The organism is Sinomonas albida, from assembly GCF_004919045.1.
Taxonomy (GTDB): Bacteria; Actinomycetota; Actinomycetes; order Actinomycetales; family Micrococcaceae; genus Sinomonas; species Sinomonas albida.
The window spans coordinates 178415-200804 of the sequence record NZ_SWDW01000001.1 but is presented as its reverse complement, the minus strand read 5'-3'; the positions used below and the strand labels follow the sequence as shown (position 1 = coordinate 200804).

Below are 22390 nucleotides of genomic sequence, written 5' to 3'. Positions count from 1 at the left end.
CACGCTCAGCCGACCCTGCACTGGCCGAGAAGCTCTCCGGCCTTCCGCCGCTCCGCGTCCGTCATCCCGAGCCCGTACTTCGCCTTGATCTCGACGATCCGGACGGTGTACTCGCACCGGAACGATCGGGCGGGAGGAAGCCACACCGAGAGGTCGGCGTCGCCTTTCTGCTGGTTCGCGCCGCCGTCGACCGCCAGCAGGTTCGCCGGGTCATTCGCGAAGGCGAGGCGCTGCTCGGCGGTCCACCGCTGGGCGCCCTTCTGCCAGGCGTCGGAGAGGGGCACGACGTGGTCGATCTGGACCTCCGCCGAGCGCTCGCCCCGCGCGAAGGCGATGAGGCGCCCGGTATAGGGATCGCTCAGCGAGCCCGAGGCCACGAGGCAGTCGGCCGTCCCCTTCACGAATACGAGCCCCCGGAGATCGCGCGCCAGAACGTCGTTGCGCGTGTCGCAGCCGTTCCTGTCGACGTCCTCCCAGGCAGTGCCGAAACGCTCGCGGGCATAGCCTGCCTTCGAGGGCCTCGGCTCGACGGCCAGCGAGGCGAAGGCCACCCTGGCCGCGTCGAGCCGCGCGGTGGGAACCGACCCGATCTGCGACGCCGCCCACGGCGCGGGCGAGGCGAGGCCCGGCGGATCCACGATGCCGGCAAGCCACGCCGCAACCACCAGAAGGACAGCGGCGAGGGCGAAGCCGACAGCCTTCAAGGCAGGCCGTTGTCGACGCAGAGCGGGCGACGTCCCCAGCATTGATCCCCCCGAAGACCGATTGTGTGGTCGTTTCACCCTAGGCAGGCGAGGGAGGCCGCCGTCGTCGGTCTCTGGGGCGATGTGGACGATAACCGGTGGGGAATAGCTGTGGAGGACAAACGCCTCAAAAGGTGCCGGGCCCCGCAGGAAGCAGTCCTGCGGGGCCCGGCCTACGCGTCAGGAGAAGGCGACGTCCTTCGTGGCGTGGTCGTACTCGATGGTGACGGTGCCGCCGCCGTGCTTGAGCTCGTGGTTCGCCCCGCCCGGGAATCCGAACGCACCATAGTTCTCGTCCCAGGAGCGGTCGATCGCGATCTTGAACGCGTACGTGCCGGCCGGGAGTTCGACCGTGCGGCGCCAGCGGCCCGCACTGGCGTCGAGCTCCATCTGGACGGCGTCCAGATCCGGCTCCCAGTCGGCCTCGGCGCCCAGGTGGGCGCCGAAGTCGCCAGCGATCGCCACAGCGTGCGGCTGCGCGACGTCAGCCACGATGGCCTCCTCCGCAGCCTCCTCCGCAGCATCCTCGGCGGCCTGCGCCACGACCTCAGCGGCCTCGGCGTCGACCGCGGACGGAGCCGCCTTCGCAGCGGCGCGCATCGCGGTCGCCTTGGCCGTCTTCCTGGCCGGCTTCCTCGAAGCAGGCGCCTCGGCTGGCACGGCCACGCTCTCGGGGATCGGCGTGCCCTCGGCCAGCGCCTGGGTCAGCGACTCGACGGTCGGGAACGCGACGAGCGCCCGAAGGCCCTCGTCCGTAATCGACCAGCCCGACCGCCCCTTGACCATCCAACCCGCCTTGGCGAGCTTCGCGGTCGCGGTCGTGAGGTTCTTGTGCCCCCGCGGGATCCCGCCCGATAGCAGGAACGCCTCGTGCTCATCGAACGGCACCAGCTCCACGGCCGCTGCCAGAACCGCGCCGGCGTTCGGGGTCTCCCCCGCCCAGCGCGCCTCAGCCAGACCGTCAAGCACCGCCTTGAGTCGAGCTTCCAGCTTGTCGGATGCGTTCTTCGGCATCCCATCCCCTCTCATTGCATGGATCGTCCTTGCCCACCCATGCTCGCGGGTTACTCGCGAGTCCGGGAGGCAGGTGACTGACTGTGACGAGCGTCATCGGCCAGCCATTCAAGAGTCTGACATGCGGGTTTCCGGAACGTTAAGCTGGCGCAACACTTGGGCGCGCTTCGCCGGCAAAATTGTCGGACCCCAGTGGTGAGATGGTCTCGGGCAGTTTTTCGGGGAGCGATCGAAACACCAGGGGGTCTCGTGTTCTTCCTCGGCGACCAGACCGAGTTGGTGATCTCGGCGTCGGACATTGTGACGGCGGCGAAGTGCGAGTTCGCGCTGCTGCGGCAGCTCGACGAGAAGCTGGGCCGCGCGCCGAAGCTCACTGTCGGGGATCCGATGCGCGAACGGGCGGCCAGGCTCGGTGACAGGCACGAGATTGCGGTGCTTGAGCGGTTCCGCGCGCAATACGGGCCATGGCGTCCAGGGCAGCCGGGAGGGGTCGCGGAGATCGAGCCGGCGGAAACCATGGAGCGCTCGGTCCTTCTGGCGAAGCACGCCGAATCCCTCAGCGCCCTGCATTCCGGGGCGGACGTGGTCTATCAGGCGGGATTCTTCGACGGCGTGTTCCACGGTCGCTCGGACTTCCTGGTGCGCCAGCCGAGCGGCCGATACGAAGTGTTCGACACGAAGCTCGCGCGGCACGCCAAGGTCGAGGCCCTCCTCCAGCTTGCGGCGTACGGCGAACAGCTCGAGCTCGCCGGCTTCGAGCCCGCGGACCAGGTGACGCTCATCCTCGGCACCGGAGACTGGGCGTCCTTCAGCCTCCCGGACCTCCTTCCTGCCTACCGCGAACGACGGCGCCGGGTCGCCGAGCTGACGGCAGCGCACCTCGCGCAGGCCGTCCCCGCGGACTGGGAGGCCCCGGGCGTCGCGGCGTGCGGGCGGTGCGAATACTGTTCGGTCCAGGCCGCCGAGCGCCGCGACGTGCTGCTCGTGGCGGGCATGAGCCTCTCTCGGCGCAAGAAACTGCGCGACGCCGGAATCCGGACGGTCGAGGAGCTCGCGGCGTCCGCCCCGCCGTCCGCGGATCCGACGCTCGCACGGCTGCGCGAGCAGGCGCGGTTCCAGGCGGGTCTTGAGAGGGGCGACGGCGGCGCGACCGTCCCCGCGCACGGAGAAGTCCCGGAACACGAGATGCGGTTCGCGGTGCTGCCGGACCACACGATTGCGGCCCTGCCGCCGTCGAGCCCGGGCGACGTGTACTTCGACTTCGAGGGTGACCCCCTGTGGCAGGACACCACGACCGGGCTGTGGGGGCTCGAGTACCTCTTCGGCATTGTCGAGCCCGCCGAGGCAGGCGGGCGCCCGCAGTTCCGGTCTTTCCTCGCCCACTCCCTCGCCGAGGAAAAGCAGGCCCTCCTCGACTTCGTCGCGTACATCGAAGAGCGCCGAGCGCGGCACCCCGATCTGCACGTCTACCACTACGCCGCCTACGAGAAGTCTGCCCTCAGGCGGCTGTCCCAGCGGCACGCCGTCGCCGAGGCAGAGATCGATGCCTGGCTGCGCGAGGGCGTCCTCGTCGACCTCTACGAGACAGTACGGCACAGCATCCGCATCTCGGAGCGTTCGTACTCGATCAAGAAGCTCGAACCCCTGTATATGGGCGCCGACCTGCGGACAGCCGAACTCCAAACCGCGGCGGGCTCCGTCGACATGTACGCGGGGTTCTGCACGGCGCGCGAACTCGGGGATGCGGCAGAGGCTGACCGGCTTCTCGGGCTCATCCTCGAGTACAACGAGGACGACTGCGTCTCGACGTTGCGCCTCGACGCATGGCTCCGCGGGCTCGCGTCCGTGAGGCCGGGCGCGCGGCCCTCCGCACCGCGGCGCGCCGAGCCCCCGCCCGAGATCGCATCCGATCCCGCGGAGGCGCGGCTTCTGGCCCACCTCGCGAAGCGCGGCGAGGACGGGACCGAGGCCGGCGACGGCAGGGCCACTGCCAACGACACCGCCCTGGCCCTCCTCGCGGCTGCTGTGCGGTACTGGCCGCGCGAGAAGAAGTCCTACTGGTGGGCCCACTTCGACCGGCTTGAGCATCCCGTGGCGGACCTCGAAGGCGCGCGAAACGCGTTCGTCGTGCGGTCCGCGGAAGTTGTATCCGACTGGGCCCCAGACAAGCAGACGTTCGGCCGGACGCTGCGGTTGAAGGGCCAGATCACGCCTGGCTCGGACTTCCGCGAAGGCAGCACGTGGTTCCGGGAGTTCGAGCAGCCACTCCCCGAGCCGCTCGAGCCGACCGATTCGCAGGGGCTCGGCCGGAACGGGTGGGACGGGACGAAATTGCTCGAGATGAGCTCCGAGGACGGCGATGACGTACTCATCGTGTCGGAGAAGACGAAGCGGAACGTGCGTCCGTACCCCCAGCTTCCCGTGGCACTCACGGAGGAACAACCGCTCGGGACGAAGAGCATTGAGGCCGCGCAGGCCCATCTCGCTGCCAGGGCCGCCGACGCCCTCCCGGACATGCTCGAGCATCCCGCCGTCGATCTCCTTCGCCGTATCGCCCCGCGGACCATCGCGGGCGAGCCGCTCCCGGCCCCGACTGACGTCGCGCGACTCCCCGAGACGATCGAGGCAGCCGTCCGGCTGCTGGACCGCTCGTATCTCGCCGTCCAAGGGCCGCCCGGGAGCGGGAAGACGTTCGTGGCGAGCCGAGTCATCGCGCGGCTCGTGGCCTCAGGCTGGAAGGTCGGGGTCGTCGGCAATTCGCACGCGGTCGTCGAGAACGTGCTGCGCCGAGGGATCGAGGCCGGCGTTCCCGCCGGGGCGGTCGCGAAGAAGCCGAAGGAGGGCTCGGACTTTGGCTCCGACCCGCTGCCCTGGCCGCTCGCCAACCAGGGCAACGAGGCCATCGAGACGCTTCTCGGAAAGCCGGGCGGATGCCTCATCGGCGGGACCACGTGGACCATGACGGGCGCGTCGGTGCCGCCTGACTCGCTCGACCTCCTCGTCATCGACGAGGCCGGCCAGTTCTCGCTCGCGAACACGATCGCGGTGAGCCGAGCAGCCGCACGCCTGCTCCTCCTCGGTGACCCACAGCAGCTCCCCCAAGTCAGCCAGGGCCAGCACCCGGAGCCGGTAGACGACTCGGCTCTCGGGTGGCTCGCGCACGGCGCAGCGGTCCTACCATCCGAGTACGGCTACTTCCTTCCGCAATCTTGGAGGATGTCGGCTCAGCTCACCCGCGCTGTTTCCCGGCTCTCCTACGCGGGCCGCCTCTCGGCAGCCGCCGCGACCCAGTCCCGGACCCTCTCTGGCGTTGCGGCGGGAGTCCACACGGTGTTCGTCGAGCACTCCGGCAACGCGACTGCGTCCCCCGAGGAGGCCGACGAGGTTGTCCGTCAGGTGAAGGACCATGTGGGCCGTATCTGGACCGACGAGGCCGGTTCGCGGCCCGTCGAGCCGAAGGACGTCATCGTCGTGGCCCCCTACAACGCGCAGGTCAATCTCATCCGGGAGACGCTCGATGCCGCGGACCTCAAGGCGACTCCGGTCGGCACAGTCGACCGGTTCCAGGGCCAGGAGGCGGTGATCGCGATCGTGTCGCTCGCGTGCTCCGACCCGGGCGAGGCCCCTCGCGGCATGGAGTTCCTGCTCAACCGGAACCGCATCAACGTGGCGGTGTCACGCGCGAAGTGGCGCGCGGTCATCATCCGCTCCCGGCACCTGACGTCCTACCTCCCGCCGAAGCCGGAAGCTCTCGAAGAACTCGGAGCCTCCATCTGCCTCTGCGGCGGATGACGCCGCAAAGCGAGCGCCTCGACCGGCCGGGCCGCGCTCACGCTCGACCCAGCCCAACGTCGAGCTGCGCGGTCCTACGCTCCGCCGCGCTGCTGCACGATGCTGATCGCGATCACCATGAGCGTGATCGAGAGGGCGAGCGCCACGACACTGAGGCTGATCCCGACGATCGGGAGCACCCGGCCTGCACGACGCCGCACGAGGGCGATGATCCCGCACGTCACGGCGGCCAGGGCCAGGAGGATCGAGAGGAGAGGGATGATGCTCAGGAGCAGCGCGACGCCGCCAAGCACGACGGCGACGACCCCGAGAGTCTTGCTCTGGCTCTGCGCCCCCGGCAGGGCTCCTTCGGCGCCGCTGTACATCGGAGCGGCCGGCATCTGAGGTTCCCCGGAAGGCTGTGGTGCGGTAGTCATGGAATCCCCTTACGAATCGAAGGCGGGGCCACCGGCTCCAGTCCGGCGGTCGCGCGCGCCCATCGCATCCTTGCAGGCACGGGCGCCACGGAGAAGGTCTCGAGGACGACAACTGCGTGTCCACTACGTGGGGGGCGCCCCTCAGCGCTCGAACACGCCCCTGCCCACGTAGGGAGCGAGCCGTTCGCGCTGGATCTCCGTGAGCCGCAGCAAGCGACCGGACGGCTCATCGACGAAGGCGAGCGCCGTCGTCGCCCGCACGCATTCGTGCCCGTCGACGGGGTCGTGGACCACGTAGTCGAGCGTGAGGGAGGCCGCCTTGAGCCCGCTGACCCACACGTCCACCTCGGCCGCGACGTTGCGGTAGTCAAGGGGCTTGACGTAGCGCACGCGATGTTCGACGACGAGGGCGAGGGTTCCGGCGGGAACGTCTGAGAAGAGCGGGATGACGGGGTCGACGCCCGAAGCGCCGGTACCCCCAGGAGGGCCGAAGGCCGCGATGCGAGCCTCCTCGAGCATGCGCACGATCTGCACGTTGTTGATGTGCCCGTAAGCGTCCATGTCGCCCCAGCGCATGGGGACCCGTACCCGGAGACGGTGTCCGGCGTCCGCCGCTGGTGCCGCGGGCGAGGCGCCGAGGGGCTCCGCTGTCGTCATGGTGTCCGGTCTATCACAAGCCTGGCCAGCCGATGTCCCCGACCGGCGGGGCCGCACCCGGAGCGCTGAGTGCTCCGCCGGCACGGCCCCTGCGGGGAGTCCTGCAGACCCGGCGCCGGGACCCGAGCTCGCCGCTCGGCCGCCCCGGCCGGTTCGTTGGTTCCAGCTTAGGAGGATCAGCTTGCAGAGCAGTGTCGCCGGTGTTTAATCGCCGTTACGCAGGCAGCCGGGTCACAGCTTCCTGAGCGAAACGGGCCCCTCCCCGTGCCACGCGGCGCGCATCCAGTCGAGCGCTGCGCGGATCACGGCTTCCGCGTCTTCGGTCGAGTCCGCGATCGCGCGGAGCGCAAAACCGGGCACCGCGAGCCGCGTCACCCCGACGAGGGGCGCGGCGCGGGAGCCAGCCTGCTCCGCGCCGGAGCGGCCCGCCCGACCGTCCAGCGGTGCCGGGAAGCGGTCCGCGATGAGCGTACGAAGGGCGACGACGGCGGCATCGTCCGCGCGCGGGTCCACCACGAGCAGCGAGCCCAGATGCGAGCGGCCGCCGAGCATGAGCGGCCCGACCCCGCCCTCGCCGGGGCGGATGAGCAGATTGTCGACAACGGCGAGCCGGCCCCCGACCTGCACCCGCGTCCTGAGGGAGACCTCCTCGAAGCGGAACGGCTCCCCGTCGGGCGACCAGCCATGCGTGACGACCTCGGCGAGCGCGAGGGACGCGTCCGGGGCCAGGTCCGCGAGCGTGTCCTGGTGATACGTCGCGTCGCGATACGCGATGAGGGCGTCCGGCACCGACTCGAGCCGGGATCCGGGCCCCAGCTCTATCAGGAGCTCGGCCCGTGCGGGCCCCTGCGGGGTCCGGTACACCTTGGTGGCGGACTGGGTCGTGAGGAGCGCGGACGCGCCGGCCAAGACAGTCACGCGCGTCGAGTAGGCGTCCCCGCCAAGGTACCCGCCGCCGGGGTTGACCACCGTGAACGCTGGGTGGCCCGCGTCCGGGTAGTGCGCCCGCAGCACGCGCAGCGACCCCGTGTGGAACTGCTCGACGGCCACGCTCCCCGCCCCTCGGCGAGCGACGCAGAGCCGCAGCTCGCCCGTGAGGCGAGGCCCCGCCGTCGTCCGTTCGCCGGGGTCCGCCGCCCCGCCCGCCGGGCCCTGACCCGCCGGGGAGACCGCGCAGGCATCGGACGGCTCGGCCGGCGGCGGGAGAGACTCGGAGGCCTCCGCCGTCACGCGAGATCCGTCATGAGCACGTCGCGGCGGATCCAGTCGAGGACGTAGTCGAGCCCTTCGTCCGTCTTGAGGTTGGTGAAGCAGAACGGCTTGTCGCCCCGGAACGACCGCGAGTCCCGCTCCATGACGTCGAGGTCGGCGCCCACGAACGGCGCGAGGTCGGTCTTGTTGATCACGAGCAGGTCCGACTTGATCATGCCCTGCCCCGCCTTCCGCGGGATCTTCTCCCCTTGGGCGACGTCGATGATGTAGATGGAAAAGTCCACGAGCTCCGGGCTGAACGTCGCGGAGAGGTTGTCGCCGCCGGATTCGACGAAGATGAGCTCGACGTCGGGGTGCCGCTCCTTGAGCTCTTCGATCGCGGCCGTGTTCATCGACGTATCCTCGCGGATCGCCGTGTGGGGGCAGCCGCCCGTCTCGACGCCGATGATCCGATCCTCGGGCAGCACGCCATTGCGCGCGAGGATCTTGGCGTCCTCGATCGTGTAGATGTCGTTGGTGATGGCGGCCATGGACAGCTCGCCTGCGAGCGCCCGGGTCACGCGCTCCACGAGCTGCGTCTTGCCGGCCCCGACCGGCCCACCGATACCGACGATGATGGGATCGCACGGACCATTGCCCGCGTCAGGCGTGTTCTCTTCGGCAGTCATCGGGGCTCCTAACTCATGAACATGCGGGCGCGTTGGTGCTCGTGCCGCATCTGGTGGATTTCGAGGGCGGGTGCCGCGGCGCCGAAGTGCCTCGGATCCGCAGCGCCTGAACGGACGACGGCGGCCGGCACCTGGGCGCGCAGGCTCGCCAGGACCCGCTGGCCGGCCAGCTGCCCGAGCGGAATGGCACGGACGGCGTTGTAGGTGAGGGACGTGAGAGTCGAGTACAGGTACGCCTCGACGAGCGTCTCCTCGTCGAGGCGGTGACCGGTGTGGTCCGGCCCGGCTCCGGCGAGCGCGAACGCGATTGCGTAGTGGCCCCCGCAGCGGCCGTCAGCGACCGCCTGCGAGTACTGGGCCACACCCTCGGAGGGGAAGGCCTCACGGGCGATCTCGAGCATGCGGCGGCCCATCTTGAGGCTCGCCGAGCGGAGCTGGGCCGGGACGAGGAGTGCCGTGAGTTCGGCGTCGAGGGCCTCGATGGCTGCGAGGCCAGCCGACGACCCGCCAGACGCGCGGACCGTCCGCCGCACCGCGACCGCGTCGATGCGCTCGAGCTGGGTCGCGAGGAAGCCCTCGAGCCACGCGAGCAGCGTCGGCTCGTCGTGGACCTCGCCGGACTCCAGGTAGGCCTCGAGCCCGAACGAGTGGCTGAACGCGCCCGTGGGGAGCGCGGAGTCCGTGAGCTGGAGAAGCGTCAACCCGGACATCAGTGCGTGTGCTCTGCGTGGCGGAACGGGACGGCCATGACCCGTTCCTCGCGCGAATACGGGATGCCGTGGCGGTCGAGGAAATCCTGCACGGTGTGGTCGTACTGGCAGACCATGACGTCCTGGCCCGACTGCCCGCCCTCGCCGCTGTCCACGCTGAAGAACTGCGCCTGGAGGTGCCGGTTGCCGAGCGAGTGCGCCGCAAAGAGCGCCTCGCCGATGGTGCGCGGCGCGATGACGAGCACGTCGGTCGCCTCGACGGACACGACGACGATGCTTCCCAGCGCGCCGGCTGCAGAGCCGCCGCCTTGGTGCACGGCGAGGATGTCGCCGTCGCGGAGGTCTGGTGCACCGGGCGGGAGCCGGATCCCGAGCTCGGTCCCGTGGTCGGAGCGGACGCGCTGGATCCGCTTGGCCAGGGCCGCGCTCGGCAGGACGACCCGTTCGCGATGGCAACCGTCATACGCGGCGGAGGCTCCGCCGTCGTACACGTTGCCGAGAATCTCGGTGACGATCATGCTCCCCCCGGAACTGGATCAGAACAGAAAAGCGCGCGTCAGAACAAGAAATAGCGCTGCGCGAGCGGCAGGGTGTCTGCAGGATCGCACGTGGCGAGCTCGCCGTCGACCCTCACCTCGTACGTCTGCGGATCGACCTCGAGCCGAGGGGTCTCGCCGTTGAACGGGAGGTCCGCTTTGCGGAGCGAACGGATGCCGCCCACGGCGCGGATGTGCTTCCGCAGCCCGAGTTTCTGGGGCACGCCGGCCTCGATCGCTGCCCTCGAAAGGAACGTGATCGACGAGCTCTCGACGCTGCGCCCGTACGCGGCCCACGCCATCCGGAGTGTCTGGGGCTGCGGGGTCGGGATCGACGCGTTCGGATCGCCCATGACCGAATTCGCGATGGTCCCGCCCTTGACAACGAGGTCCGGCTTGACCCCGAAGAACGCGGGGTCCCACAGGACCAGGTCAGCGAACTTGCCCACCTCGACGGACCCTACGGAGTCCGCGATGCCCTGCGCGATCGCGGGGTTGATGGTGTACTTCGCGACGTAGCGCTTGATCCGGAAGTTGTCGGCGCGGCTGTCGTCTGGGCTGTCGTCCCAGCCGACCGCGCCGTCGGCTGGGCCGTTGCTGGGTGCAAGCACCCCGCGCTGGGCCTTCATCTTGTCGGCGAGCTGCCACGTGCGCGTGATGACCTCGCCCACGCGGCCCATGGCCTGGGAATCGCTCGACATGATCGAGAAGACGCCGAGGTCGTGGAGCACGTCCTCCGCGGCGATCGTCTCGGGCCGGATGCGCGAATCGGCGAAGGCGACGTCCTCGGGGATCCGCGGGCTCAGGTGGTGGCACACCATGAGCATGTCGAGGTGCTCCTCCGCGGTGTTGCGCGTGAACGGGACCGTGGGATTCGTCGAGGCCGGGAGGACGTTCGGCTGCCCCGCGATCGCGATGATGTCCGGGGCGTGCCCGCCGCCCGCGCCCTCCGTGTGGAAGGTGTGGATCACGCGGCCGCCGATCGCCTCAATCGTGTCCTCGAGGAAGCCGCACTCGTTGAGCGTGTCGGTATGTATCGCGATCTGGACGTCGTATTCGTCGGCGACGCGGAGCGACGCGTCGATCGCCGCGTGCGTCGCGCCCCAGTCCTCGTGGATCTTCAGGCCGATCGCGCCCGCCTCGATCTGCTCGGTGAGCGGCTCGGCGCGGCTCGCGTGGCCCTTGCCGAGGAAGCCGAAGTTCATCGGCAGGCCCTCGGCGGCCTCGAGCATGCGGGCGAGGTGCCACGCCCCGGGCGTGACCGTGGTCGCCTTCGTGCCCTCGGCGGGTCCGGTGCCGCCGCCGATCATCGTGGTGATACCGGACGCGAGCGCCGTGGGCACCTGCTCGGGCGAGATGAAGTGGATGTGCGTGTCGATGCCGCCCGCGGTGAGGATCTTCCGCTCCCCCGCGATGATCTCCGTCGAGGCACCGACCACGATGTCCACGCCGTCCTGCACGAGCGGGTTGCCCGCCTTGCCGATGGCCTGGATGTGCCCGTCCCTCAGCGCGACGTCCGCCTTGTAGATCCCCGTGTAGTCGAGGATGAGCGCGTTCGTGATGACGGTGTCCGGGACCTCGGGGCCGCCGGCGCCGCCCTCGGCCCCCGCGTCCGAGGCACCCGAGCGCGTCACGCGCCCGTTCTGCCCCATCCCGTCGCGGAGCACCTTGCCGCCCCCGAACACGACCTCCTCGCCATACGTCGTGAGGTCGCGCTCGATCTCGGCGAACAGGCCGGTGTCGCCGAGGCGCACGCGGTCGCCGGTGGTGGGGCCGTACAGCTGCGCGTACTGTGCGCGCGGGATCGCGCGATTCGGAATCAGCCGGGAGGCTTCGGCGGGCAGAACGAACGACGCCGGCCCCGCGCCTCCCGCGGCCCGCGCGCCTGAGGCGGCGGCGCCGTCGTCGTCCTCGCCGAGCGGGCCATTGGTGAGGTTCCGCAGGCCGTAGACCTCGCGCGCGCCCCCGAGCGGCACGAGGCGCACGCTCTTGCGGTCCCCTGGCTCGAAGCGGACGGCGGTGCCCGCCGGGATGTCGAGGCGGCGACCGCGCGCGGCTTCGCGGTCGAAGTCGAGGGCTCGGTTCGTCTCGGCGAAGTGGAAGTGGGAGCCGACCTGGATGGGCCTGTCGCCCGTGTTGGTCACCGCGAGCTCGGTGACGGGACGGCCCGCGTTGAGGATGATCTCGCCGAGGGCCGTGACGGTCTCGCCCGGGACGAAGCCCTCCGCCGGATTCAGTGCGTCCATGTCGGTCTCCTAGCGGATCGGCTCGTGGACGGTCACGAGCTTCGTGCCGTCCGGGAACGTGGCCTCGATCTGGACGTCGTGGATCATCTCCGGCACGCCCACCATGACGTCCTCGCGCGCGAGGATCGTGGTGCCCCAGCTCATGAGCTCGGCTACCGTCCTCCCGTCACGGGCGCCCTCGATGAGCTCGTAGCTAATGATCGCGACCGCCTCGGGATAGTTGAGCTTGAGCCCACGCGCCTGCCGCCGCCGCGCGAGATCAGCGGCCACGACGATCATGAGCTTGTCCTGTTCACGCGGGCTGAGCCTCATGGTTCTCCTCAAGATGGGCGGAGGGACCTAGTCTGGGACGCTAGGCGGCTCATGTTACGTCATGGCTGTTACGTCAGGGCTGTTACGTCAGGGCGCCTGCTTCCGTGGGAGTACGGAAACCTACTCCACTCGGGCGCAGACGTGAGCCGCTATGGAGAGAACAATTGTGAGTGGCACGTCGCGACTCCAAGGAGATTCGATGAACACGTCCATTCCGGCCACTCCGTCCAAACTCCTGCGCCGCTCACGCGAGGCATTGTCCGTGCTCGGCCTCCAATTCCTGCTCGGCATGGGGACCAATCTCTTGGGCGGCTCCCAGGACAGCGCGGCGATGATCACCGATGGAATCGTGCTGGGGCTGCACATCCTCGTCGGCATCGGCGTGATCGTCGTGGCCATCCGCCTGCTCCTCGCGGCACGGCAGCAGCAACTCGGCGTGCGGGGGGCAGTCTGGGCCCTCGTGATCCTCTCGGCGACGTTCCTGATCGGCGTCGGCACCCTGATCACCGGCAGCGGGTGGCTGTCGTTCCTCATGGCGCTCGGCTGGCTGGCCGGCGTGGGCCTGTACATCCAGACCTTCGTCCTTGCCACGCGGACGGCCGCAACGTCCTTCCGATGAAGGGAAATCTTGTGATCCGGCCGATCCGATCGGTGCGTGCGGTCGCCGTCGTCGTCAAGTAGCGCCTCGGCGGGCTCCGGGTTGCGGGACCGGACCGGCGGCGCTTTAGGGACGTCTGGGCCTCTCCGGGGCGTCGGAGGGCGGGAGCTCATCGCGGCGGGCGGCGAGGAAGTGGCGCTCCGTATCGTTGGCGGACAGGAGGAGTGCCTCGTCGTACGCGAGCCGGGCCTCGTCATGGCGGTCCAGGCGGCGGAGGTATTCGGCTCGCGCCGCCGCGAGATAGTGGTAGCCCGCCAGCTCCGGTTCGCCGGCGATCGCGTCCAGAGCGGCTAGGCCCGCGGCCGGACCGTTGGCCTCACCCACGGCGACGGCGCGGTTGAGGGCGACGATCGGAGACGGCCACACCGCGATCAGCTCGTCGTACAGGGAGAGGATCTGGGCCCAGTCCGGGGTGCCAGGTGTCAGAGCGGTGGCATGGGTGGCGGCGATGGCGGCCATGAGCGGATAGCGAGAGTAGGGACGGCGGAGAAGGGACTCGCGGACCAATTCCAGACCCTCATGGATCTCGCTCTCGTCCCAGCGCGAACGGTCCTGCTCGGCGAGTCGCACGAGCTGCCCGTTCGCGTCCGTGCGGGCGTGGCGGCGGGCGTCGGTGAGGAGGATTAGCGCAAGCAGCCCGGCCACGGCGGGCTCGTCCGGCAGCAGGAGGCGGAGCATGCGCGCTAGATCCAAGGCGCGCTCGGCCAGATCGCGGCGCTGCAAGGTGCCGCCCGACGGCGCGGTGTGCCCGGTGGCGAAAACCAAGTGCACCACGTCGAGCACCGTCGCCAGACGGTGCGGCAACTCGTTGGGCCCGGGCACCCGGTAGGGGATCCGGGCGGCAGCGATCTTCTTCTTGGCCCGTGTAAGCCGCGCCGCCATGGTCGGCTCGCTGGTCAGGAACGCGTTCGCCACTTCGGCAGTGCTCAGCCCGCACAGGAGCCGTAGGGTCAGTGCGACTCGCGCCTCGGGAGCGAGGGCCGGGTGGCAACAGGTGAAGATCAGACGCAGCCGGTCGTCGGGAAATGTCTCCTCCGTGCCGGCCGCGTCGGGGCCGTCGCCGGCGTCGCGGCCGGCCAGCAGCGGGAGCTTGCCGCGAAGCAGGTCACGACGCCGGATGATGTCCATGGCCCGCCTCCTGGCCACCGTGGTCAGCCACGCGCCGGGACGGTCCGGCACCCCCGTCCCGGTCCACGAGCCAAGTGCCTCTGCGAAGGCTTCCTGGGCGCATTCCTCCGCCGTGTCCAGATCGCCCGTCAGCCGGGCAGCGGCGGCGAGAATGCGTCCCCATTCGGTGCGGTGCGCGTCAGCCACCGCCGCCGCGACGACCGGATCCATTGCCGGGCCTGCTGGTTCAGCTCGTCGGCAGCACCGGGCGCAGTTCCACGCCGCCGAACGGAGCCGGGACGTCCGCCGCGATACTCAGGGCCTCATCGATGTCGGCAGCTTCGATCAGGTAGAACCCGCCGATCACTTCCTTGGTCTCTGAGAACGCGCCGTCGCTGATGGCGACGCCGCCGTCCGGCGTGTGCCGGATCGAGGTCGACGCACCGCTCGGGTGAAGCCGATTGCCGCCCCGGAGGGCAGAGGCGTGGCGGCTCACGAACTCCCGGTGTGCGGCCATGGTTCGGTCCATCGTGCCCGGGTCGGATCGTTCCACGGCCTGCTCGTCACTCCAGATGAACACCATGTACTCGGCCATCACCGCGACCTCCCTCGCCGATCCGATGTCATGATGGCACGGCCGCGGTCAGCTGGGAACGACCTCGGCCACCTCGACGTCAACTCCGTCGGCTAGCCCAGGGCAGCCTGCCGCGAGCCCGGCCGCGGCGTCGAGATCGTCGGCTTCGATGACGAAATAGCCGCTGAGGACCGCAGTGCGGGGATCGCCGGGGTGCTCGGCCGTCAGAGTGCGAGTCGCCCCTACTCGGTTGCCCCTGTCCGTGATCGCCGGCCCAAGCTGGCCGAACCAGGCGCCCCAAGCCTGCTCTCCCTCGGCAGACGTGGTGCGGCTGGGCTGTCCACGGAAGGCTACGACGTACTTGCTCATGGTGACGCTCCTTTGGGAAACGGCCAGCGGCGGTCGCCGGCCTGCACCCCTTACGTCGCACACCGGACCCCTGAATCGACAAGAGGTGGCCGGGCAGTATCTGTACCCGAGACGGGGCGGCCGTGGAGTATCTGTACCCGAGGCGGAAAAGCCGGGAAGTAGCTGTACCCGAGACGCACAAGCCGGGCAGTATCTGTACCCGAGACGCAACAGCCGGGGAATATCTGTACCCGAGACGGAATGGGGCGGCCCGCCCAGGAATTGCCTGGACGGGCCGACTTGATCGGTGCTGTGACGCGCGAGTCCCGCTGTCCAGCGGGAGTCCCGCTATGTGGCGCTCCCGCCATACGGCGGGACCCGCTATGTGGCGCTCCCGCCATACAGCGGGAGCGCCCCTATACAGCGGGTGTCCCGCTACGTGGCCGGCGTCCCCACGCTTGCGGTCCCGCCTGCCGTGGCCGCTGCGGCCTCGGCATCGAGGTCGAGGCCGCCCGCGAACTGGCTCATGTAGAGCCGGTGATACGGCCCGCCGCGATCGAGGAGCTCCTCGTGGCTGCCCTGCTCGACGATCTTGCCGTCCTCCATGACGAGGATCGTGTCCGCGTCGCGGATCGTCGAGAGGCGGTGGGCGATGACGAACGAGGTCCGGTCCGTGCGGAGGGCCCGCATCGCCTTCTGGACAAGCAGCTCGGTCCGGGTGTCCACCGAAGACGTCGCCTCGTCGAGGATCAGCAGCGACGGGTTCGCGACGAACGCGCGGGCGATCGTGACGAGCTGCTTCTCGCCCGCCGCGATGTTCGTGCCTTCCTCGTCGATCACGGTGTCGTAGCCATCGGGGAGCAGGCGCACGAAGCGGTCCACGTACGTCGCCTTCGCGGCGGCCATGACCTGCTCGTCCGTCGCGTCGAGGTTGCCGTAGCGGATGTTGTCGTAGATCGTCCCACCGAACAGCCACGCGTCCTGGAGCACCATGCCGATCTTGGACCGCAGCTCGGAGCGGGAGAGCTCGCGGATGTCGACGCCGTCGAGCATGATCCGGCCGCCCTGGATCTCGTAGAACCGCATGACAAGGTTCACGAGGGTCGTCTTGCCAGCACCGGTGGGCCCGACGATCGCGACCGTGTGTCCGGGCTCGGCGGTCAGCGAGAGGTCCTCGATGAGCGGCTTGTCCTCCGAGTAGGAGAACGTGACGTTCTCGAAGTCCACGTGCCCGTCCGTCACTCCGGGCAGATGGTTCGTGGCCGTCTCGGGCTCCTGCTCCTCCGCGTCGAGCAGCTCGAACACCCGCTCGGCCGAGGCGACGCCGGACTGGAGCATGTTCGCCATGCCCGCGATCTGCCCGAGCGGCTGGGTGAACTGACGGGAGTACTGGATGAACGCGGTCGCGTCGCCGAGCGTCATGAGTCCCGCCGCGACCCGCAGCCCGCCCACGACCGCGATGCCGACGTACGCGAGGTAGCTGATCCAGTTCATGATCGGGAACATCATGCCCGAGACGAACTGGGCCCCGAACGACGCCTTGTAGAGGTCCTCGTTCTTGCCGTCGAAGCCCTTCACGAGGTCGTCGCTGCGGCCGAACAGGATCGCGAGCTCGTGCCCCGAGAAGGATTCCTCGATGTGGCCGTTGAGGACGCCCGTGTTCTTCCACTGCGCTTGGAAGAGCTTCTGGCTCCGCGATCCGATCACGCCCGTCACCACCGCCGAGAGCGGGAGGGCGATGAGGGCGATGAGCGCGAGCTCCCACGACACGATGAACATCATCACCACGATGCCCAGCACCTGCAGGATCGACGAGAGCAGCTGGGAGAACGCCTGCTGGAGCGCCTGCTGGACGTTGTCGACGTCGTTCGTCACGCGGGACAGGAGGTCGCCGCGCTGGCGCGTGTCGAAGTAGCCGAGCGGCAGCCGGTTGAGCTTCGCCTCGACATCGCGCCGCAGCCGGTAGACGACGCGCATCACGACGCGGTTGAGGATGAAGCCCTGGAGCCACATGAACAGGCTCGCCACGAAGTACATGACGAGGATCACGGAGATCAGGTACGTGAGCTGGTTGAAGTCGATGCCCTGACCTGGCACCAGATTGATGGCGGAGAGCATGTCCGCGAGGTTGCCCTGGCCCTGAGACCGGAGGCCCGAGATGACCTGATCCTTCGAGACGCCAGCCGGCATCTGCTTGCCGATGACCCCCGCGAAAATGACGTCCATCGCGTTGCCGAGGATCTTCGGCGCAATGACCGAGAGCACGACCGAAATCACGATGAACACGATGACGACGGCCATCCAGCCGGACTCCGGCCGGATCAGGCCGAGCAGCCGCTTGGCGCTCCCCCGGAAATTCTTCGCCTTCTTCGCGGGGACCTGCTGCCCGAAGCCGCCGCCTCCACTTTGCGAGCGCCCCGCCTCGACGTCGTCGTCCTCCTCGACCGGTGGATTCACGGCGGCCGACGTCTTGTGCTTGCTTGCGTCGTTCTGGCTCATGCCTGCTCCCCCGCGATTCCCGTGCCGGCGCCCGCGCCCGCGACGCTCTCGGCTTCTTCCGCCGTGATCTGCGACTGGACGATCTCCTGATACGTCGGCGACGTCTCGAGGAGCTCCTCGTGCGTGCCGCGGTCCACGATCTTCCCGTTGTCGAGCACGAGGATCTGGTCCGCGTCCACGATCGTCGAGACGCGCTGCGCGACGATGATGACGGTCGCGTCATGCGTCCGCGCCTTGAGTGCACGGCGCAGCCGGGCGTCCGTCGTGACGTCGAGCGCGGAGAACGAGTCGTCGAACAGGTACACCTTCGGCTGGGCGACGAGCGCCCTCGCGATGCAGAGCCGCTGGCGCTGCCCGCCCGAGACGTTCGTGCCGCCCTGGGAGATCCCGGCCTCGAGGCCATGGGGCTTCGCCCGCACGAAGTCTGCGCCCTGCGCGACCGTCAGGGCGTCCCACAGCTCCTCGTCCGTCGCAGTCTGCTTGCCGAAGCGGAGGTTGTGGCCGATCGTTCCGGAGAACAGGTAGGGACGCTGAGGAACCATCGCGACGCGGGAGGTAATCTCGTGGCGCGGCAGCTTGTCCACGGGGACGCCGTCGATCAGCACCTCGCCGTCGGCAGAGTCGTAGAGCCGCGGCACGAGGCTCAGGAGCGTCGACTTGCCCGAGCCGGTAGACCCGATGATCGCGACCGTCTGCCCGGGACGCGCCGTGAAGGAGACGTTGTTCAGCACGGGCGCCTCGGCGCCGGGGTACGCGAAGGAGACGTTCCGGAACTCGACGACCCCCTCGTTGCGGGCCGGGGTCACCGGCTGCGCGGGCTCGGCCATCGAGGGCTCGACGTCGAGGACCTCGCCGATGCGGTCGGCGCACACGCTCGCGCGCGGGATCATCATCGCCATGAATGTGCCCATCATGACCGCCATGAGGATCTGCAGGAGGTACTGCATGAAGGCGGTGAGCGAGCCAATCTGCATGTCCCCCGAGTCCACGCGTTGGCCGCCGAAGTACAGGACCGCCGCGGTGGCCGCTTGTAGGAGCAGCATGATGATCGGGAACATCAGCACGAAGATCTGCCCGACCTTGAGCGAGACGTCCGTGAGCGCCTTGTTCGCGGTGGCGAAGCGACCCTCCTCGTAGACCTCGCGGACGAACGCGCGGACCACGCGAATGCCGATGATCTGCTCGCGCAGCACGCCGTTGATCGCGTCGATCTTGCCCTGCATGGTGCGGAACAGCGGCATGAGCAGGTACACGAGGAAGCCGACGACCGCGAACAGCACGCCGACGGAGACCCACACGAGCCACGAGAGCCCGGCGTCCTCGCGCAGCGCCATGATGATGCCGCCCACGCACATGATCGGCGTGGACACCATGAAGTTGAGTCCCATGAGCAGGACCATCTGCACCTGCTGCACGTCGTTCGTGCCGCGCGTGATGAGGGTCGGGGCGCCGAAGCGCTGGACGTCCTGGGAGGAGTACGAGGCGACGCGCCGGAACACACCGCGCCTCAGGTCCCGGCCGAACGCCATCGACGTCCGCGAGCCGAAGTACACGGCGAGGATCGCCGTGATGACCTGCGCGAACGCCACGGCGAGCATGACGCCGCCCTGCTGCCAGATGTAGCCGGTGTCGCCCTTGGCGACGCCCTGGTCGATGATCTGCGCGTTGAGGCTCGGAAGATAGAGGGTCGCGATGGTGGTCGCGAGCTGGAAGACCGCTACGGCGAGAATCCACGGCCAGTAGCGGGCGCCGTAGCGCCTGAGGAGGGTGACGAGCATCGGGTTCCTTCGGTCAGGCCCGTTTCGGGGCAGCACTCATCGAAGCCGGCTCGGTGGATCGGACTCCGTAGAGCACGATTCAGAGTAGACCCGGAACCCCTGTGGGGGATCCTCCCTAGGGAGTAATCCGGCAGGCTGCGGACAGCGCGTGTCCGCTGGCCTCCCGGCGGCTCGGGTTGCGGGGTCCCGTCCAAGCCGTTGCGGGGTCGATGTAAGAACATAGACCCCACAACCCACGGGACGGGACCCCACAACCCACGGGACGGGACCCCGCAACCCGAGGGACGGGACCCCGCAACCCGAGGGACGGGACCCCGCAACCCACGGGACGGGACCCCGCAACCCGAGGACCGGGACCCCGCAACCCGAGGACCGGTCAGTTGCCGCTTGCGCTGTGCCGGCCGCGGGTTGCGAGGTAGAGCGCGGCTTCCTTCTGGAGCTGCCGCTCCGCGTCGAGCTCGCGCCGGATCTCGGCGAGCTGGGCCGCGGTGGCCTCCTGCCGCTCGGCCAGGGCCTGCTGCTTCGAGGCGAGCTCCTGCTGCTCGGAGAGCTGGTCAGCGAGGCGGGACATGAGCCCCGTGAGCTGCGACTGCTGGGTCGCGAGGAGCCGCTGCGTCTCCTGCAGCGCCTCGATCGCCTGCACAGTGCTCGGCTGGACCAGATCGAGCGAGCGCCCGTCCACCTCGGCGAGCAGGAGCTGCAGCTCATTGTCGAGCTCCGAGTCCTCGCCTGACCGCGCGGCGAGCGCTGCCCGAGCCGCCGCACGGCGCGTCTGGCTCAGCTCGCGCTCCCCCGCTTCGCCGTCAACGGACGACGGCGCGCTGGGCGCCTCGGGCGAGCGGCCGCCGTCGGGCGCGGGAACCAGGGCGAGCTTCGCGACAGGTGCCGCGACCCCCTCCGGCGTGGCCACGCCGTCGGCCGGCTTCGCCATGTCCACGGTGCGCCGCAGCGGGACCTCCTTGATGAAGATGACCGCGAGGAAGGCCACCACGGCGACGATGCCCGCGATGAGGAAGGCCTGGGCCGACGCGTCGCCGAACGCGGCGCGCACGATGTTCGCGATGGGTGCCGGCATGTCGTTGAGATCGAGGCTCGCGCCCCCACTGCCGGCCGGGGCGTGGATCCCCTTCGCGGCGAGGCCCTGCGTGATGAGGTCGCTCGAGCGATTATTCAGCACCGTTCCGAGGACCAGGACGCCGATCGCGCCGAAGACGGAGCGGAAGAAGGCCACGGTGGAGCTGGCCGCTCCGATGATCGAGACGGAGACGGTGTTCTGGACCGCGAGGACGAGGTTCTGCATCGTCATGCCGAGGCCGAGGCCGAGCACGAACGAGTAGATGCCGGTCACAGTGAGGTCGGTCGAGTGGTCGATCGTGCCGAGCAGGCCCATGCCGCCTGCGATGAACACGGTGCCGGTGACGAGGTAGGCCTTCCAGCGGCCGAAGCGCGTGATGAGCTGACCCGTCACGACCGAGCCCAGGAAGTTGCCCGCGATCATCGGGAGCGTGAGCAGACCGGCCTCGGTGGGAGTCGCGCCGCGGGCCACCTGGAAGTACTGGCCGATGAAGGACGTCGACGCGTACATCGAGACACCCACCGCCGACGAGGCGATGATGCTGAGCGCCGTCGTGCGGTTGGCAATGATCTTGAGCGGGATGATCGGCTGCGAGACGAGCGACTCGACGATGACGAGCAGGATGATGCCCACAAGCGAGCCTCCCACCATGACCGCGGTCTGCCACGACCACCAGTCGTAGTAGTCCGGCTGGCCAGCGAAGGAGACCCAGATGAGGAGGGTGCTCACGGAGGCCGTGAGCAGGATCGTGCCGAGCCAGTCGATCTTCGCCGGGCGGCGCACATGCTTGAGCTTGAGAGTGGCCTGAATGATGATGAGCGAGACGACCGCGAGCGGGACACAGACGAAGAACGTCCAGCGCCAGCCGAGCGGCGAGTCCACGATGAAGCCACCCAGGAGCGGGCCGCCCGCCGTTCCGACGGCCATGACCGCACCCATGTAGCCCGAATAGCGGCCACGGTTGCGCGGCGGGATGAGCGTGCCGAGGATGGCCTGGGCGAGGGCCATGAGGCCGCCCATGCCGATGCCCTGGATCACGCGGGCGCCGATCATCTCTGGGATGGTCTGCGAGATGCCGGCCCCGACGGAGCCGATCACGAAGATGACGATGTTGAGCTGGGTCAGGACCTTCTTGTCAAAGAGGTCGGCGAGCTTGCCCCAGATCGGAACCGTGACGGCGCTCGCGAGCAGCGAGGCCGTGATGATCCATGCGAAGTCGGTCTGGTTGCCTTTGAGGTCCGCCATGATCGTGGGGAGCGCGTTCGAGACGATCGTGCTCGAGAGGATCGCCGTGAAGAACGCGGCGAGGAGGCCCGAGAGGGCCTCGAGGATCTGACGGTGGCTCATTTCGGGAGCCGGTGCATCAGCGGGCAGCAAGCTCTTCCTCCTTCGTGGTTTCGGTGTGGTCAAGGGAACCGCCCTTGAGCGTGTGGCTCTTGGCGCGCATGGTGTCCGTGAGGCGGCGGATCGAGGCCGCGCAGGACTCGACCTCGGCCTCGTCCCAGCCCTCGAGGAGCTCGAGGATGAGCGAGATGCGGGCCTCCTCGATCTCCGCGAGCCGGGCCTTCCCCGTCTCCGTGAGCTCGAGGAGCTGCGCCCGGCGGTCCTCCGGATCGGGGCGTCGCGTCACGAGGCCCCGATCATGGAGCTCGGCGATGTGCCGGCTCAGCACGGGGGCACTCACGCTGAGCTTCTCCGCGATGTCCACCGCGCGCCCGCCGAACTCGCTGATCATGCGGAGCACGCCGGCTTCCGCCGATCCGACCTCAGAGGACTTGTGCTCTTGGGCGACGCATCGAAGAACCCGCTGGAGGTCAAACACCCCGTGGATCAGCGCCCGGACTTGCTGCGGCTCGACGGCCATGGCTACTTCCCTTGATTGATTGCTTACCGCAACTATATATCCAAAACAGTTGCTTAGGCAAACTAATGTGAGGGATGCGACAGCGGCTGGCCGCGACACACGAAAGGGCCGCGTCCCGCGGGTGGTGACCCGGGAACGCGGCCCTTGGTGTGTCGCCTCTGAGTGCGAGGCTTCTGAGTGC

The 22390-nt window shown here is 69.1% G+C and carries 19 protein-coding genes; 2 read left to right on the top strand and 17 right to left on the bottom strand.

Annotated features, from left to right (window positions below; translation table 11 throughout):
* Positions 1 to 5 precede the first annotated feature (5 nt).
* Positions 6 to 704 carry an HNH endonuclease family protein gene (locus tag E6A26_RS00895; RefSeq protein ID WP_234864839.1) on the bottom strand — a complete coding sequence of 233 codons (699 nt, stop codon included), beginning with the start codon at positions 702 to 704 and terminating at the stop codon, positions 6 to 8.
* Between the two features lie 219 nt (positions 705 to 923).
* Positions 924 to 1757, bottom strand: coding sequence for a pullulanase X25 domain-containing protein (locus E6A26_RS00890; RefSeq protein ID WP_136609297.1), 834 nt, complete (start codon positions 1755 to 1757; stop codon positions 924 to 926).
* A gap of 249 nt (positions 1758 to 2006) precedes the next feature.
* Between E6A26_RS00890 and E6A26_RS00885 the strand changes: the two genes are divergently transcribed.
* Positions 2007 to 5549 (top strand): TM0106 family RecB-like putative nuclease, encoded by a 3543-nt coding sequence (locus E6A26_RS00885; protein WP_136609296.1) that lies wholly within the window; start codon positions 2007 to 2009, stop codon positions 5547 to 5549.
* A gap of 74 nt (positions 5550 to 5623) precedes the next feature.
* Here the strand turns inward: E6A26_RS00885 and E6A26_RS00880 are convergent, their stop codons facing one another.
* From E6A26_RS00880 to E6A26_RS00845, 8 genes are all read right to left on the bottom strand, one after another.
* Complete coding sequence (locus tag E6A26_RS00880; RefSeq protein WP_136609295.1) at positions 5624 to 5965, bottom strand: hypothetical protein; 342 nt, start codon at positions 5963 to 5965, stop codon at positions 5624 to 5626.
* 141 nt (positions 5966 to 6106) lie between these two features.
* Positions 6107 to 6541, bottom strand: coding sequence for an acyl-CoA thioesterase (locus E6A26_RS00875; RefSeq protein ID WP_136609484.1), 435 nt, complete (start codon positions 6539 to 6541; stop codon positions 6107 to 6109).
* 312 nt (positions 6542 to 6853) lie between these two features.
* Positions 6854 to 7852 carry an urease accessory protein UreD gene (locus E6A26_RS00870; protein WP_234864837.1) on the bottom strand — a complete coding sequence of 333 codons (999 nt, stop codon included), beginning with the start codon at positions 7850 to 7852 and terminating at the stop codon, positions 6854 to 6856.
* On the bottom strand, positions 7849 to 8502 hold the full coding sequence (gene ureG / locus E6A26_RS00865; protein WP_136609294.1) for an urease accessory protein UreG: 654 nt from the start codon (positions 8500 to 8502) through the stop codon (positions 7849 to 7851). Before ureG ends, E6A26_RS00870 begins: the two co-directional genes overlap by 4 nt.
* 8 nt (positions 8503 to 8510) lie before the next feature.
* Positions 8511 to 9212, bottom strand: coding sequence for an urease accessory protein UreF (locus E6A26_RS00860; RefSeq protein WP_136609293.1), 702 nt, complete (start codon positions 9210 to 9212; stop codon positions 8511 to 8513).
* Entirely contained in the window at positions 9212 to 9730 is a 519-nt protein-coding gene (gene ureE, locus E6A26_RS00855; RefSeq protein ID WP_136609292.1) for an urease accessory protein UreE, read from the bottom strand. Before ureE ends, E6A26_RS00860 begins: the two co-directional genes overlap by 1 nt.
* 38 nt (positions 9731 to 9768) lie before the next feature.
* Complete coding sequence (gene ureC / locus E6A26_RS00850) at positions 9769 to 11994, bottom strand: urease subunit alpha (RefSeq protein WP_136609291.1); 2226 nt, start codon at positions 11992 to 11994, stop codon at positions 9769 to 9771.
* Between the two features lie 9 nt (positions 11995 to 12003).
* Positions 12004 to 12306, bottom strand: a complete 303-nt coding sequence (locus tag E6A26_RS00845; protein WP_136609290.1) for an urease subunit gamma — start codon at positions 12304 to 12306, stop codon at positions 12004 to 12006.
* Between the two features lie 199 nt (positions 12307 to 12505).
* Here E6A26_RS00845 and E6A26_RS00840 point away from each other — a divergent pair, with 199 nt between their 5' ends.
* On the top strand, positions 12506 to 12925 hold the full coding sequence (locus E6A26_RS00840; RefSeq protein ID WP_136609289.1) for a hypothetical protein: 420 nt from the start codon (positions 12506 to 12508) through the stop codon (positions 12923 to 12925).
* A gap of 105 nt (positions 12926 to 13030) precedes the next feature.
* On the opposite strand, the gene E6A26_RS00835 is transcribed toward E6A26_RS00840, so the two are convergent.
* From E6A26_RS00835 to E6A26_RS00805, 7 genes are all read right to left on the bottom strand, one after another.
* A complete protein-coding gene (locus tag E6A26_RS00835; RefSeq protein WP_136609288.1) occupies positions 13031 to 14302 on the bottom strand; it encodes an RNA polymerase sigma factor in 1272 nt (423 codons plus the stop codon).
* Positions 14303 to 14318: 16 nt separating this feature from the next.
* Positions 14319 to 14666, bottom strand: a complete 348-nt coding sequence (locus E6A26_RS00830) for a YciI family protein (protein WP_136609287.1) — start codon at positions 14664 to 14666, stop codon at positions 14319 to 14321.
* A gap of 48 nt (positions 14667 to 14714) precedes the next feature.
* On the bottom strand, positions 14715 to 15014 hold the full coding sequence (locus tag E6A26_RS00825; protein WP_136609286.1) for a YciI family protein: 300 nt from the start codon (positions 15012 to 15014) through the stop codon (positions 14715 to 14717).
* Positions 15015 to 15428: 414 nt separating this feature from the next.
* On the bottom strand, positions 15429 to 17492 hold the full coding sequence (locus E6A26_RS00820; protein WP_136609285.1) for an ABC transporter ATP-binding protein: 2064 nt from the start codon (positions 17490 to 17492) through the stop codon (positions 15429 to 15431).
* Entirely contained in the window at positions 17489 to 19270 is a 1782-nt protein-coding gene (locus E6A26_RS00815; RefSeq protein ID WP_136609284.1) for an ABC transporter ATP-binding protein, read from the bottom strand. Before E6A26_RS00815 ends, E6A26_RS00820 begins: the two co-directional genes overlap by 4 nt.
* 376 nt (positions 19271 to 19646) lie before the next feature.
* Positions 19647 to 21692: an MDR family MFS transporter gene (locus tag E6A26_RS00810; protein WP_136609283.1), complete on the bottom strand. Its 2046-nt coding sequence runs from the start codon at positions 21690 to 21692 to the stop codon at positions 19647 to 19649.
* Between the two features lie 16 nt (positions 21693 to 21708).
* A complete protein-coding gene (locus tag E6A26_RS00805) occupies positions 21709 to 22209 on the bottom strand; it encodes a MarR family winged helix-turn-helix transcriptional regulator (RefSeq protein WP_136609282.1) in 501 nt (166 codons plus the stop codon).
* Positions 22210 to 22390: the final 181 nt, after the last annotated feature.

Coding starts and splice junctions, on each gene's coding strand:
- E6A26_RS00890 (WP_136609297.1), bottom strand. CDS start 1,757: ATGCCGAAGAACGCATCCGACAAGCTGGAAGCTCGACTCAAGGCGGTG.
- E6A26_RS00880 (WP_136609295.1), bottom strand. CDS start 5,965: ATGACTACCGCACCACAGCCTTCCGGGGAACCTCAGATGCCGGCCGCT.
- E6A26_RS00875 (WP_136609484.1), bottom strand. CDS start 6,541: ATGCGCTGGGGCGACATGGACGCTTACGGGCACATCAACAACGTGCAG.
- ureG (WP_136609294.1), bottom strand. CDS start 8,502: ATGACTGCCGAAGAGAACACGCCTGACGCGGGCAATGGTCCGTGCGAT.
- E6A26_RS00860 (WP_136609293.1), bottom strand. CDS start 9,212: ATGTCCGGGTTGACGCTTCTCCAGCTCACGGACTCCGCGCTCCCCACG.
- ureE (WP_136609292.1), bottom strand. CDS start 9,730: ATGATCGTCACCGAGATTCTCGGCAACGTGTACGACGGCGGAGCCTCC.
- ureC (WP_136609291.1), bottom strand. CDS start 11,994: ATGGACGCACTGAATCCGGCGGAGGGCTTCGTCCCGGGCGAGACCGTC.
- E6A26_RS00845 (WP_136609290.1), bottom strand. CDS start 12,306: ATGAGGCTCAGCCCGCGTGAACAGGACAAGCTCATGATCGTCGTGGCC.
- E6A26_RS00840 (WP_136609289.1), top strand. CDS start 12,506: ATGAACACGTCCATTCCGGCCACTCCGTCCAAACTCCTGCGCCGCTCA.
- E6A26_RS00835 (WP_136609288.1), bottom strand. CDS start 14,302: ATGGATCCGGTCGTCGCGGCGGCGGTGGCTGACGCGCACCGCACCGAA.
- E6A26_RS00830 (WP_136609287.1), bottom strand. CDS start 14,666: ATGGCCGAGTACATGGTGTTCATCTGGAGTGACGAGCAGGCCGTGGAA.
- E6A26_RS00825 (WP_136609286.1), bottom strand. CDS start 15,014: ATGAGCAAGTACGTCGTAGCCTTCCGTGGACAGCCCAGCCGCACCACG.
- E6A26_RS00820 (WP_136609285.1), bottom strand. CDS start 17,492: ATGAGCCAGAACGACGCAAGCAAGCACAAGACGTCGGCCGCCGTGAAT.
- E6A26_RS00815 (WP_136609284.1), bottom strand. CDS start 19,270: ATGCTCGTCACCCTCCTCAGGCGCTACGGCGCCCGCTACTGGCCGTGG.
- E6A26_RS00810 (WP_136609283.1), bottom strand. CDS start 21,692: ATGAGCCACCGTCAGATCCTCGAGGCCCTCTCGGGCCTCCTCGCCGCG.
- E6A26_RS00805 (WP_136609282.1), bottom strand. CDS start 22,209: ATGGCCGTCGAGCCGCAGCAAGTCCGGGCGCTGATCCACGGGGTGTTT.